Source organism: Catellatospora sp. NPDC049133 (genome assembly GCF_040648455.1).
Taxonomy (GTDB): Bacteria; Actinomycetota; Actinomycetes; order Mycobacteriales; family Micromonosporaceae; genus Catellatospora; species Catellatospora aurea.
This window is the reverse complement of sequence record NZ_JBEZDT010000020.1, coordinates 101,631-115,538: the sequence shown is the minus strand read 5'-3', so window position 1 is coordinate 115,538 and position 13,908 is coordinate 101,631. Positions and strand designations below refer to the sequence as shown.

The 13,908-nt window shown below is 70.6% G+C and carries 7 protein-coding genes and 2 pseudogenes; 4 read left to right on the top strand and 5 right to left on the bottom strand.

What is annotated here, in order from left to right:
- Positions 1 to 13: 13 nt before the first annotated feature.
- The 4 genes and pseudogenes from AB0B35_RS23105 to AB0B35_RS23090 form a co-directional block, all read right to left on the bottom strand.
- Positions 14 to 616 (bottom strand): hypothetical protein, encoded by a 603-nt coding sequence (locus tag AB0B35_RS23105; RefSeq protein WP_361048772.1) that lies wholly within the window; start codon positions 614 to 616, stop codon positions 14 to 16.
- A gap of 140 nt (positions 617 to 756) precedes the next feature.
- Positions 757 to 1,611 (bottom strand): annotated as a pseudogene (locus tag AB0B35_RS23100) (polysaccharide deacetylase family protein); the annotation flags it as partial.
- A 90-nt stretch (positions 1,612 to 1,701) separates the two neighbouring features.
- Positions 1,702 to 2,691 (bottom strand): annotated as a pseudogene (locus AB0B35_RS23095) (glycoside hydrolase family 11 protein); the annotation flags it as partial.
- Positions 2,692 to 3,042: 351 nt separating this feature from the next.
- Positions 3,043 to 3,366, bottom strand: a complete 324-nt coding sequence (locus AB0B35_RS23090) for an NAD(P)H-binding protein (RefSeq protein ID WP_361048770.1) — start codon at positions 3,364 to 3,366, stop codon at positions 3,043 to 3,045.
- A gap of 217 nt (positions 3,367 to 3,583) precedes the next feature.
- Between AB0B35_RS23090 and AB0B35_RS23085 the strand changes: the two genes are divergently transcribed.
- Positions 3,584 to 6,391 carry an AAA family ATPase gene (locus AB0B35_RS23085; protein WP_361048768.1) on the top strand — a complete coding sequence of 936 codons (2,808 nt, stop codon included), beginning with the start codon at positions 3,584 to 3,586 and terminating at the stop codon, positions 6,389 to 6,391.
- Positions 6,392 to 6,594: 203 nt separating this feature from the next.
- Positions 6,595 to 7,497: an EAL domain-containing protein gene (locus AB0B35_RS23080; RefSeq protein ID WP_361048766.1), complete on the top strand. Its 903-nt coding sequence runs from the start codon at positions 6,595 to 6,597 to the stop codon at positions 7,495 to 7,497.
- An 83-nt stretch (positions 7,498 to 7,580) separates the two neighbouring features.
- Here the strand turns inward: AB0B35_RS23080 and AB0B35_RS23075 are convergent, their stop codons facing one another.
- Positions 7,581 to 9,437: a LamG-like jellyroll fold domain-containing protein gene (locus AB0B35_RS23075; protein ID WP_361048764.1), complete on the bottom strand. Its 1,857-nt coding sequence runs from the start codon at positions 9,435 to 9,437 to the stop codon at positions 7,581 to 7,583.
- A 451-nt stretch (positions 9,438 to 9,888) separates the two neighbouring features.
- Here AB0B35_RS23075 and AB0B35_RS23070 point away from each other — a divergent pair, with 451 nt between their 5' ends.
- Both AB0B35_RS23070 and AB0B35_RS23065 read left to right on the top strand, forming a co-directional pair.
- On the top strand, positions 9,889 to 12,192 hold the full coding sequence (locus AB0B35_RS23070; protein ID WP_361048762.1) for an immune inhibitor A domain-containing protein: 2,304 nt from the start codon (positions 9,889 to 9,891) through the stop codon (positions 12,190 to 12,192).
- 145 nt (positions 12,193 to 12,337) lie between these two features.
- Complete coding sequence (locus AB0B35_RS23065; RefSeq protein ID WP_361048760.1) at positions 12,338 to 13,834, top strand: hypothetical protein; 1,497 nt, start codon at positions 12,338 to 12,340, stop codon at positions 13,832 to 13,834.
- Positions 13,835 to 13,908: the final 74 nt, after the last annotated feature.

Sequence of the window (13,908 nt, the reverse complement as noted above, 5' to 3'; positions counted from 1 at the left end):
GTCCGGTCGGCCGTCAGGCGCGGGCGCGCTCGACCTCGCCCAGCAGTGAGGCGGCGCGGTCGCGGATCGCCTCCAGCAGCCGCGCGAGCGCGTCGGCGGCCTCGGCGTTCTCGGGCAGGGCGAGGGTGTGCTTCTTGACGCGCTCGACGGACAGCGTGGCCAGGACCGTGCGCAGCTCGGCGACCTTGTCCGCCAGGGGAGCGTCGGCGGTGGTGGCGTCGGGTGCGAGGGCGGCGAGGATCGTCGAGGCGCGCCGGCGGCGGCCTGCCTGCCGGGCGTGCGGGCTGGGCGCGGTGATGCCCGCGGCTTCGAGCTCGGCCGGGGACAGGTGCTGACGGATCAGGTTGCCGATGTGGTAGCGGACGGAGGTCTGCGTGGTGGCGCGTTCCTCGGCGGTGTAGTCGGCACGGCCGTAGATGTTGCGGACGGCGTCACGGTACTGCCAGTTGCGGCCGGTCCAGTCCGGGCGGCCCTCGGGGGTCAGGTAGTGCTCGCGCAGTGCCACCATGGTCGCCGCGAGGTCGCGGGCCAGCATCGTGTGCCGCTCGCGGTCCGCGCTGCGCAGCGCCCGCAGGATGCGGATGATCTCGTCTTCGATTTCAATCTTGGTAGGCACGCGAGGACTATAAGCAAGGGCCTACCTGCGCAGATGTTGGGCTGATGGCTGCCCGAACACGGCTTTCGTGCCTGTTGGGGCGGGCTTCGCGCGGGTGTGCGGTGGGGACGCCCGAGATGCGACGTCCCCACCGCTGCGGATCAGGCCGCGGCGCAGCTCGCGGTCGGGGTGGTGTTGTTGCCGTTCTTGTAGAGCGTGACGCCGAAGCTGTTGCCGGAGCCGTTGGGCCGGGCGGTGAGGGTGCCGGTGCTGCCGGTGACGGTCGCGTTCCAGCTGCTCTGCAGGCTCTGGCCGCCGTTGAGGTTGATGGTGACGGTCCAGTTGCTGCTGCCGCTGACGGCGAGGGTCACGTTGAACCGGTCGCTCCACTCGTCGGCACGGCTGACGCTGACCGAGCAGCTACCGCCCCCGCCGCCACCCCCGCCACCGCTGCCGGACGGGGCGACGGCACGGCCGGTGCTCGCCGAGATGTGGCCGGTGCACAGGTTGCGCGACTGCAGGTCCTGAATGATGCCGGGCAGCGCCGAGATCGTGTTCTGCGGCCAGTCGTGCATGAGGATGATCTGGCCGTTGGTCAGGCGTGCCGCGGCCTGGCGGATCGCGCTCGCGCTGGCGTTGTTCCAGTCCTGCGAGTCGACGTCCCAGATGATCTCGCGCAGGCCGAGCGAGTTCTCGATCTGCTGCAGGGTGGAGTTCGTCTCCCCGTACGGCGGGCGGAACAGGTTCGGTGTGACGCCCGCCGTCTGCTGGATCGCCTGCTGGGTGCGGGTCAGCTGCGACTGGATGTCGCTGGAGCTCATGTTGATCAGGTGTGGGTGGTCCCAGCTGTGGTTGCCGATCTGCAGCCCGGCACTGCGGTAGGCCTGCATCAGCGACGGGTTCGACTGGGCGTTGGAGCCGGTCGGGAACACCGTCGCGGTCGCGTTGTACTGGCGCAGGGTGTTGACCAGTTGACTCGTCGTGCCGGTGTTGGGGCCGTCGTCGAAGGTCAGCCCGACGTAGCCGGCCGAGCAGCTGTTGCCGCCTCCGCCGCCGCCTCCGGTCGGGGAGGGCGAGGGTGTGGGTGTGGGGTTGCCGCCGCCTCCTGAGGCGGAGCAGCTCGCGGTCGGGGTGGTGTTGTTGCCGTTCTTGTAGACCGTGATGCCGAAGTTGTTGCCGGAGCCGTTGGGCCTGGCGGTGAGGGTGCCGGTGCTGCCGGTGACGGTCGCGTTCCAGCTGCTCTGCAGACTCTGGCCGCCGTTGAGCCCGATCGAGACGGTCCAGGCGCTGCTGCCGCTGACGGCCAAGTTCACGTTGAACCGGTCGGACCACTCGTCGGCGCGGGTGGTCGTGACGGTGCAGCCGTTGCTGCCGCCGCCGCCTCCGCCACCCCCGCCGCCGGATCCCTCGCTGACGGTGATGTTGGAGTTGCCGCTGCTCTGGTAGCCCTCGGTCGCCATGATCTGGTAGTCGTGGCTGCCGAGGTTCATGCCCTTGCTCGCCCAGGCGTCGAAGTGGTTGCCCGCGGTGATGGTGCCGCCGGTCTTCTTCGACTGGCGGACGCTCCAGTACTGGTAGAACGTCGCGGTGCCCTCGATGGAGGGCTGGTTGACGCGCTGGGTGCGGTAGATGTCGTAGGTGCCGCCGTCACTGGTGACGGTGCCCATGAATGTGCCGGTGGGCCGGTAGGTGCCCCAGTTGTCGACGATGTAGTACTCGATCAGCGGGTTGCGGGTCCAGCCGTACAGGGTGAGGTAGGCGTTGCCGGACGGGTTGAAGCTGCCGGAGTAGCTGACGGTCCGGCGGGTGCCGGGCTTCCAGCCCTTGCCGGCGACGAAGTTGTTGACGTTGCTCCACTGAGTGCTGTACTGGCCGCCGGCGCCCATGGTCATGGAGACGTTGCCGCTGTCCTTCCAGAACGAGTAGTAGAAGCCGTTGTCGGTGCCGGTCTGGTTGGTGGTGACGGTCGTGTCGGCGTTGGCGTTGCCGGCCGGCAGCACGGCCGCGACGGCCAGTGCCGCGGCGCAGGCGGCGCCGAACAGCAGCCGCAGGCGGCCGGGCCGGCGACCGGTCGGGCGGTCGGGGGTGTCGGGCATGTGGTCCACCTACTCGTGAGGCCTGGGCGAGCCAGGAGGTGTGGGTGCGAGCCGGCGTGCGGGAGGATCCGTGAGGGACGTCGGGTACGGGCACCGGACCGCGGATCGGGACGGGTCGACGACCGGGAGGAGCCCGGCCGGAGTCCGATCCGGCCTGACGCGATCACGTTCATCGATAGACGAATCGTCGGGCAGCGCCGATCGCGAAGTCAACGACTTCCGGTAACTATCGGAACGACATTCATCGTTAAAGAGCTGACCGCTGTTCGTCGTTGGTGATCGCGGAGCCCAGCTGTACGCGGCGAATTGGCTGCCGGAACTGAAAGTTCCGGAACTTTCCGGTCCGGGCTGTCAGGTGGACGACGCGAAGACGACGCGGTGGTGGACGGCCGCGGCGGTGCGCGCGGTGGCGGTGAGGGCGAGCGCGTACTCGCCGGCGCGCTCGGCCGGGTCGACGGCGCGGGAGAAGCGCGGGCTGACGGTCACCACGACCGCGTCCGCCCCGGCGGCTGCCGCGGACAGCGCGTCCCGGTCGTCGCCGCGCAGCACCGCCACGTCCGTGCACGCGTCGCGCAGTTGCGCCACCCGCTCGGGGGTTGTGGTCGTCCCGGTGACGGCGTGGCCGTCCGCGGTCCAGTGGGCGGCCAGTTCCATGCCGACGATCAGGTACCGCACGAACGACCTCCAACGGAAACGCTGTTTCCATGCTGTCGGGTGCGCCGCCGTAGCGCAAGGGGCGGTCTGCTGCCGGGCGTCCGGCCGGGGGCCTCGTTCCCGCCCGGCCCCGCCGTCCCGGGCGATAGGCTGATGGCACCCGAAACGATGATCGTGCTCCGGGCCGGTGGGCCGCGGCGGCATCCCGGTCGACGGCTCCTCACGGGAGATGTCTGACATGTCTGCGGGTCACGAACTCTACGGTCGGCGCACCGAATGCGAGGCGCTCGACCGGCTGTTGAGCGAGATCGGGGAGGGCGGGCACGCGGTCCTGGTGCTGCGCGGGGAGCCCGGCGAGGGCAAGACCGCGCTGCTGGACTATCTCGCCGACAACGCGTCGAACATCCGCACCCACCGCGTATCCGGCATCGAGTCCGAAATGGAACTGGCCTACGCCGGCCTGCACCAGCTCTGCGGCCCGATGCTCGACCAGCTCGACCGCCTGCCCGCCCCGCAACGCGACGCGCTGCGCAGCGCGTTCGGGCTCGCCGAAGGGCCTCCGCCGGACCGGTTCCTGGTCGGCCTGGCTGCCCTGACCCTGCTGTCCGAGGTGGCAGCCGGCCGGCCGCTGCTGTGCCTGGTCGACGACTTCCAGTGGCTGGACCAGGCGTCAAGGCAGGCCCTGGCCTTCGTCGCGCGACGGCCGACGGCCGACCCGATCGGCCTCGTCTTCGCCGTACGGGTTCCCCAGGACGAACTCCAGCCCGGCGACCGGGAACTGCTCGGCCTGCCCGAACTGGTGGTGGCGGGCCTCGACGACCGCGACGCACGATCGCTGCTCGCGTCGGTGGTGCCCGGACGGCTCGACGAGCGGGTACGCGACCGGATCCTGGCCGAGGCCCGCGGCAATCCGCTGGCCCTGCGGGAGCTGCCCAACGAACTGACCCTGCCCGAGCTGGCCGGCGGGTACGGCCTGCCCCGGAGCCGGCCGTCGCTCAGCCAGGTCAGCCGGATCGAGCAGTGCTATCTGCGCCGCCTGGGCGAACTTCCGCCGCCGACGCGACGGCTGCTGCTGGTCGCCGCCGCGGACCCCGTCGGCGACCCCGCACTGCTGTGGCGCGCCGCCTCCGGTCTCGGGCTGTCCGCCGACGCGGCAGCACCCGCCGAAGCAGCCAGCCTGATCACGATCGGGACCCTGGTGCGGTTCACCCACCCGCTGGTGCGTTCCACCGTCTACCGCTCGGCCACGCCCGCCGAACGTCGGCAGGTGCACCGCGCCCTGGCCGCGGCGACCGACAGCGTCGCCGACCCCGACCGGCGCGCCTGGCACCTCGCGGCCGCGACGGCGGTGCCCGACGAACAGGTCGCGCAGGACCTGGAGCGCTCGGCCGAGCGTGCCCAGTCCCGCGGCGGCGCAGCGGCAGCCGCGGCCTTCCTGCGGCGGGCCGCTGAACTCACTCCGGACCTGGGCCGCCGCGGGGAACGCGCCCTGGCCGCCGCGCAGGCCGCGTTCGAAGCCGGGGCGCCCGACATGGCAAACGACCTGCTGGCCACGGCGGAGCTGAGCCCGCTGGACCGGCTGCAGCGGGCGCGGCTGGAACGGCTGCGCGCGCAGCTGACATTCCTGCGCAGTCGCGGCAGCGAAGCGCCTGGCCTGCTGCTGCACGCCGCGCAGCGGCTCGTCCCGCTGGACGGCGCGCTGGCCCGCGAGACCTACCTGGAGGCGCTGCTCGCGGCGGTGTTCGCCGGTGCCGGACGGCTCGAACCCGAGTTCGGCGTGCGCACCGTGGCCGAGTCCGCCCGCGCGGCGCTGTCGGAACCCGGCTCGCAGCAGCCCGTCGACCTGCTGCTCGAGGGGTTGTCGATCAAGTTCACCGACGGGTACCCGCAGGCGGTGCCCACCCTGCGGCGAGCGATGGAGGCCGTCCGCGCCGTCGAACAGGACCTCACCTGGATCTGCCTCATCGCCGCGCTGGTGGCGGCGGAGCTGTGGGAGGAAACGGCGTGGCGGGACCTGCTCGAACGCAGGGTGGGCTCGGCCCGGCAGACGGGGAAGCTGAGCCTGCTGCCGATGGCTCTGGACTACCTCGGCAGCTACTACGTGCAGGCCGGGGACTTCGCGGCCGCGGCCGCGTGCGACGACGAGGCAGCGGTGCTGGAGTCCGCCATCCGGGTGTCGCCCCCGCCGTACACGCCGCTGATGCTGGCCGCGTGGCGCGGCGACCAGCAGGCCACCGCCCAGCTGACCCAAGACGGCATCGCCGACGCCTTCCCGCGAGGCGAGGGCAGTGCGCTGGTGCTGACGGAGTACGCCGCCGCGGTGCTGGACAACAGCCTGGGCCGCTACTCCTCGGCGCAGGCCGCCGCTGAACGCGTCACCACCGGCGACCTGTTCGTGGCCCGGTCGTGGGCGCTGGCCGAACTGGTGGAGGCCGCCGCGCGGGCCGGGCAGCCCGAGGCCGCCGCGCAGGCGCTGGAACAGCTCACCGAACGCACGCAGGCCAGCGGCACGCAGTGGGCGCTGGGCCTCGAAGCCCGCTCGCGGGCGCTGGTGAGCGAGGGCCCGGCCGCCGAGCAGCTCTACCGTGAGGCGATCGACCGGCTCGCGGCCTGCCGGATGAACGCGCACCTGGCCCGGGCGCACCTGGTGTACGGGGAGTGGCTGCGCCGGGAGAACCGCCGCGCGGACGCCCGCGAGCATCTGCGCCGCGCCCACGAGATGTTCACGGTCATGGGCGCCGAGGCGTTCGCCGAGCGCACCCGCAACGAGCTGCAGGCCGTGGGGGAGACGGTGCGCAAGCGTACGCCCGAGTCGCTGCTCGACCTCACGCCCCAGGAGTCCCTGATCGCCTCGCTGGCCCGGGACGGGCGTACGAACTCCGAGATCGGCGCCGAGCTGTACATCAGCCCGCGCACCGTCGAGTGGCATCTGCGCAAGGTCTTCACCAAGCTCGCCATCAGCTCACGCCGGGAACTCCGCGAGGCCGCGCTCGACACCGAGCCCGCCACGCCGTGGATACCTCCTCAATCTAATCCATCTAGTTGACGACCAGGGGTCCCTGGAAACGGACACCAGTCCCGAACCCCGGGTCGCCACGGGCTGCCCGACCCGTCGGCCCGGGCACCCGCGAAACCGACCGCAACCGTTCGACCAGTGCCGGACACGGGCTCGTGGCGAGCCCGCGGCGGCGACAGTTGACGCACGTCCTCAGCCGAGGACGACCTCCGTCGCCCGAGGGGAGCCTCCCGATGGCCGTACACATCCCGATGTCGCTTTGGTTCATCAGCCTCGTCGACAGCATCACCGCCCTGCCGTACGTGGCGGCACTGCTGCGCCTGGTCAGACGATGGAGCGGGCGCGCCGCCGCCCGCCCGCAGGACGCGGCGCACGTCGCCGGGCGCACCGTCGCCCAGGCCGTGGCCCACGGCGAGCTGCGGCTGCTCTACCAGCCGATCGTGCGGCTCGCCGACCGCACCGTCGTGGCGGTGGAGGCGCTGGTGCGCTGGCAGCACCCGACCCTGGGCCTGATCACCCCCGACCGCTTCCTGCCCGCGGCCGACCACGGCGGGCACCTGACCCTGCTCGACCGCTGGGTCCTCGACCGGGCCTGCGCCGACATGGCCGCGCTCGCCGCATCCCTCGGTCACGCGGCGCCCGCGCACGTCAACGTCAACCTGTCCGCGGCCACCCTGGCGACCGACTTCACCGGCATGGTCACCGCCGCGCTGCGCGACGCCGGGCTGGCCGCGCACCGGCTGCGGCTGGAGCTGTGCGAAGGCGCCGACCTCAAGACCCTCGTCCACGCCGGCCCCCGGCTCAAGAGGCTGATCCGCCGCGGCGTCGGCGTGGCCCTGGACGACATGGGCGCGGGTTCGACCGACCTGCGCTACCTGTCCCGCCTCGCCATCCAGGGCATCAAGATCGACCGGGAGTTCGTGGCCGGCATGCTGCACAACCCGCGCGACCACGCCATCGTCAAGATGCTCACCGACATGGCCCACACCCTCGGGCTGCACGTCACCGCCGAGGGCGTCGAGACCCGCGAGCAGCTCGCCGCGCTCGCCCGCGTCGGGGTTTCCTTCGCCCAGGGCTACCACCTCGCGCTGCCGCTGACCCTGCCGGCGTTGACCGGGGCACTGCTCGCCGAGTGAGCGATGACGGCCGGTCGCGCCTGCGCGCACAGACAGGGCGGGGCCGTCGACCAGCCGGTCGACGGCCCCGCCTCGCGTTGCGGTTACGGGGTGACCACCGCGCCGCCCAGCGTCACCACCAGCCGGCCGTCACTGGCGAAGGACCAGCCCAGGGCACCGCTGAGCCCGGAGCACCGCGACCCGTTCGTGCCCGACCAGAACTGGTTCGAGCTGTCGGAGTTGCCCACGATGCGGTCGTTGGTTCCGCTGCTGAACCGGCACGAGGTGTTGTTGCGGAACACCGACGAACCCGCGTCGAAGGAGAAGTTGCGCTCGTCGTTGTCGATGCTGATGTTGTTCGACACCGTCATCGAACCCGGGTTGCTGTTGTAGGTGAACCCGTGCTTGCCGTTGTTGAAGGCGATGTTGCGCCGCACGATGTGGTTGACCCCGATGTCCTCGCCGCCCAGCTTGTAGCCGTTGCGGTCACCCGCGCCGGCCTGGCCGCCGTTGCTGAGCGTGCCGTTGTTGTACGCGATCGAGTCCTCGATGGTCACCACGCCGATCGGCCCGGTGTCGGTCTTGGTGTACAGGTCCCAGCCGTCGTCGATGTTGTTGTGCGACACGGCGTAGCGGAACACGTTGCCCGAGCCGACGGTCAGCTTCGCGGCGAAGCCGTCGGCGTCCTCACCGTCGGAGTCGGCGTTGTCGTGCGACTCCGCGCTCAGGATCAGGTTGTTGGCCGGCCACAGGCTCTGCGGGGTGCTGGACAGGGTCCGCGACAGCTGCAGCCCGGTGTCGCGGTTGAACCGGGTGATCGTGCGCTCGAAGACGTTGTTGCTGCCGCCGACGAAGATGCCGTTGTCACCGGCCCGCTCCACGACGATGCCGTACACGTGCCAGTAGTTGCCGTTCACGGCGAGCCCGCGGTTGGCCGGGTCCTCGGCCTGGGCCGAGAAGTTCAGCACCGGGACCTCGTTCTGGTACGCCGCGATCTTCTTGCGGGCGCTGGACGTGCCGTTGTTTCCGGTCTCGACGGTCACCGTGGAGGAGAAGCTGTAGGTCCCGCCGCGCATGAAGATCGTGCCGCCCGCGGTGACGCGGGTGATCGCGGAGGCGAGCGTCGTCGGGCTGGCCAGGGTGCCGGCCGCGCTCGCGCTGCCGTTGGGCGCCACGTACAGCGTGCCGGACGGCGGCTGGCTGACGCTGGGCGACGGCGACGCGCTGGACGGCGACGGCGACGCGCTCGACGGTGACGGGGACGCGCTCGACGGCGACGGCGAAGCGCTGCTGCCCGACGGAGCCGGGCTGCTGGGTGGGGTGGTGACGCTGTCGGTCACGCTGACGTCGTCGAAGCGGGCACTGGCGTACCCGGTGAACAGGCCGATGCGGCCGGCCGCGATCGCCGTGCTGGCCGCGGAGCCGACCAGGGTGCCGTCGACGTAGCCGCTGACGGTGGTGCCGCTGGTGGTGATCCGCAGGGTGTACCAGGTGCCGGTCGACACGGTGCGGGACACGCCCGCCAGGACCGTGATGCTGCTGCCGTTCATGTACTGCAGCTCGACCCGGTTGCCGCCGGTCAGCGCGAGCCGGTACATGACGGTGGCTCCGCTGGACCGCGACACCAGGGCCGCGACGCCGCCGGACCCGAACGTCAGCGGCTTGACCCGCGCCTGCACGGTGTAGTCGGTCCAGCTGCTGGAGCCGGCGAACTGGCGGGCGCGGTCGGTGGTGGCGCTGGCCTGCTGGAACACCTGGGACCCGTCGGCGACGACGGTCCAGTCGCCGCCGGACTTGGACCAGCCGCTCGCGCCGGATTCGAAGTCGGCGCTGAACAGCGTCGCGGCGCTGGCGGGAGTGGTCAGCAGGGTGCCGGCGATGACGGTCAGCGCGGCCGCGGCCGCGGCGGTGACCAGTGCGGCGAGGCGTGCGCGCCGGCGGTGAGGTGTGTGCGGTTTCATCGGTGTGCGTCCTTTGTGCTGGGAGCGGACCATGCCGTTGGGCGACGGCATGGGACGTGCCTGGCACCGGGCCGTCTGCTGCGGTAACCCGGTCGTGAAGGCGCTGGAAAGCGCTTCCCGGCGACGTTAGACGAGCCCGTGGAACGCAGTCAACTGGCCAATCTCGATGTCGGAGCCGTTCGCGCCCACATTTGCAGCGACGTTGGTCGATATGTAGTGGATGCGGGGCCTGGGTGCCCTCGCCGTCGGCTCCCGGTGTTGCAGGATTGCCCACGCGACCGCAGCCGGCCCGGTGATGACGGTGCCGGCCGACGTCCGCGACGCGACCGCGACATCCGTGTCACGGACCACCCGGCTCGGCGGCGGAGAGATGAACTCGTCGTTCTGTGTGAGGCTCCGCAAAGTGAAGCGAAAACTGCTTCATAATTTCCGCCCCGGAGGGATCAACACGATGAGGAAGCTCACCATCTCCGCTGTCGCCGGCGCGGCCGGCGCGGCGATGGTAGTCGCTGCCCTGCAATGGCCGGCCGGTGCAGCACCTGCCCCCAGCGGGAACGCGGCAGGCGGCGCGCAGGCCGCCGCCGCCCACCGGCCGGACAACCGGCCCGGCCCGCGCACCGAGCAGTGGCTCGCCAAGCGCAAGGCAGCTCTCGAGATGGTCGCCCGCGGCAAGGCGCGCATCGACGCGAAGGGCAACGTCACCGTCGACGCCGCGACGGACAACGTCGTCGAGGTGGCGTTCGAGAAGACCGACAAGATCTTCACGATCCTGTCCGAGTTCGGCACGCAGAGCGTGGGCAAGTACGGCACCGCCCCCGGCCCCCTGCACAACGAGATCCCCGCCCCCGACCGCTCGGTGAACAACTCCACCGAATGGGCCCCCGACTTCGACACCGCCCACTACGAGCAGCTGTTCAACGGCTCCGGCGAGTCGATGAAGACCTTCTACGAGGACCTGTCCTCCGGCCGGTACTCGGTGACCAACACCGTCAGCGACTGGGTGAAGGTGCCCTACAACGCGTCCTACTACGGCGACAACGCCATCGAGGACAACGGCGGCTCCTGGGCGTTCATCGGCGACACCGGCAACGCCTGGTACCAGCACGCCCTGGCGACCATGACCCCCGACCAGATCAACGCGTACCTCGCGCAGTTCGACGTCTGGGACCGCTACGACTTCGACAACGACGGCAACTTCGACGAGTCCGACGGCTACATCGACCACTTCCAGGCGGTGCACGCCGGTGAGGGCGAGGACGCCGGCGGCGGCGCGCAGGGCGAGGACGCCATCTGGTCGCACCGCTGGTACGTCAACGCCACCGACTACGGCGTGTCCGGCCCCAGCGTCGGCGGCCAGCAGAACCTGTCCGGCGGCGCCCGCATCGGCAACTCGAACTACTGGCTCGGCGACTACACCACCGAGCCGGAGAACGGCGGCCTGGGCGTGTTCGCCCACGAGTTCGGCCACGACCTCGGCCTGCCGGACTACTACGACACCGCCGGCGGCGAGAACACCACCGCGTTCTGGACGCTGATGAGCTCCGGCTCGTGGCTCGGCCACGGCGCGGAGGCCAACAACGGCATCGGCACCACGCCCGGCCTGATGGGCCCCGAGGAGAAGCTGTTCCTCGGCTGGCTCGACTACCGCGAGGTCAACCCCGGCCAGAGCGGCACCATCCTGCTGGACCCGGCCCAGGACGCCGACGCCGCCAACGCCCAGGCGATCAAGGTCAACCTGCCCGCCGCGACCACCTCGACGACGTACACCACGCCCTCCTCGGGCCAGTACGCCTGGTGGACCGGCAGCGCCGACCAGCTCAACGAGTCCCTGTCGCACGCCGTGCCGGCCGCCTCGAAGGTCACCGTGACCGCCAAGGCCTGGTACGACATCGAGGCCGGCTTCGACTACCTGTACGGCGAGTACTCCACCGACGGCGGCACGACCTGGTCGCAGATCGGCCAGCCGATCACCGGCTCGTCGAACGGCAAGTGGACCACGCTGCGCCTGTCCTACACCGCCGGCGGCGCCGCGACGCAGTTCCGGTTCCGCTACCAGACCGACGGCGGCGTGCACTTCGCCGGCGCGTTCATCGACGACGTCGTCGTCAAGGCCGGCAACACCACCGTGCTGACCGACGACGTCGAGCAGCCCGGAGCCTGGACCGCGACGGGCCAGTGGCAGCGCTCGACCGGCACGGTGACCACCACCGCCGACCGCTACTACCTGCTGGAGAACCGCCAGTACGTCGGCTACGACGACACCCTGCGCACCGGCCCCTACCAGTTCAGCTACAACCTGAGCGCGCCGGACAAGGTCGAGTTCTTCTCGTTCCGCCCCGGCATGCTCGTGTGGTACGTCAACCACACCGTCGAGGACAACAACACCTCCGAGCACCCCGGCACCGGCCTGTCGCTGCCGGTCGACGCCCGGCCCGCGCCGTTCGCGTACCCCGACGGCACCCGGCCCAGCAACCGCCGCCAGCCGTTCGACGCGACGTTCGGCATCCAGCCGGTGCCGGAGCTGTGCCTGCACAAGGAGGTGCTGGTCGGCAGCGGCAAGACCCAGACCGTGCAGACCGTGGCGGCCTGCGCCCCGGCCAACGCGGGCATCGCCACGTTCGACGACACCAACCCGGACGCGTACTACAGCACCGCCAACCCGCAGGGCAGCGTGAAGGTCGCCGGCCTCGGCGTCATCGCCACCGTCACCGGCCAGTCCGGCGGCGTCCTGACGGTGAGCGTGGTCAACCCCTAGCAAGACTGAGGACCGCTAGGCGCTGTGAGCGGCGCCCAGGGGCGAAGGAAGGGCCGGGAGCCGATTCTCCCGGCCCTTCCTTCTGCCCGGCCTACGAAGCACCCGAGCCATCCACATTGCACCGCCGATCTGATAGGGAGGAGGTGTGCTCACCTCACTTCTGCCAGGCGTGCGGCAACTCCGCGCGCCATTGGTGGCGGGTCTCATCTGGTTGATCGGACTCTGGCTGCTCCTTGGCGAGTACCTGCCGCGACCGCAGGACGCGGTTGGTGTGCTGAGCGCGATCTATCGCCTGATCGAAGCCGTCGGGCAGACCCCGGCCCTCGCGGCCGCCACCGTCGCTGGATACCTTGTGGGCGTACTGAGCGAGGTGCTCTCGAGCGCGCTGCTGGGGGTCATCGTGCGGTCGGGCCGCATGAGGATGAGCGGAGTGGGAAGACTCACGATCCACGAAGCCGCCGTGATCCGTCTTGATCAGGTGCTGAGCCGAGACGGGGAGGCGCGTCAGGCCTTCCTGGCAGACCCGATCACGGCTGAACTGGCCACGATGGTTTCCTTGTCCGTCCCGATGCGTACGCGCCACGCGATCATCGAGCGGCGTGTCGACGTCGAGCGCTGTCTGCGGGATCTGGAGCGGGAGTTCGCACTCGTGCCTATGCGCTTGCTCGGTCGAGAACCCGAGCTGTTCGGTGAGTACGACCGCTTGCGAGCCGAGGGTGAGTTCCGTTCGGCGGTTGCGTTCGCGCTGTGCGTCAATCTGATGGTGCTGGGGTCGTACGGCCGTCTGCCTCTGCTGATCGCTGCGCCAGGTGTTCTGCTCGGGGTTCTCCTGTTCGCTGCCGGCGTCGGGAGGCTCACCGCTGCTCACGACACCCTCGCTGCTGCGCTGCGAAGTGACCGGCTCGAAATGCAGACATTCCACCAGTACCTGGGCGGGCAGCTGCCGTTGCGCCGGGAGACCGCCTCTGCTGAATACCCCGGCTGGGTTCTCGGCGAGTATGAGATCCAGGCGCTGAGGGCGATCGTGGGCGGCCGTAGCGAGCGCGATGAACTCATTCGTGGTGAGGCGATCCAGGTGCTTCACCGGGCAGCCGGCGAGGGTCAGGCCGCTGCTTCCGAGGTGTACGCGATGTTGTTGATGGAAAAAGGCGAGTATGCGCACGCAGTCAGCGTGATAGTGGATTGGGCAGATCATGATGCGGAGGGAGCTGCGGGCTTCTGCTGGAGACACGGTGTCGAGCATCCGCAACTGAACCTGCTCGGTCAGTCGATCCTGTTGAGTCTTCCGGAGCCGAGATCGCCGGGAGTGCTCAGGGATCTTGCGCTGTGGGCCGAACGTCTGGAGGATGCCGACGACGCCCTCGGCTGGTGGCTGCAAGCGGCAGCGGCCCGCGAACCCCGTGCCGAGGCCCGTGTGCTCTTCTGGTCGAGGCGGTTGAACCGGCCTGATCTCGTGGGAATCGTCGCTCTCGGTCATCGACCACTACGCGAGTATCGCGCCACCCCCGATCGATTCGACATGTCCGACCGACTCGCGGCGGCACGCGAATGGCTGGCCTTTCGCCTGTGGCCGGAGCGGAAGTGGGCAGAGCCTGCAGGGGAGTGGCTGAACAGGCGAAAGGTGGCCTCGGAGCTTGCGTGAGCCGCGGACCGGAACAACGCTGCGGTCCGGCTCGCCCACCCGCCGGCCGGCTGCCGAGCGCAGCCGACGCGGTG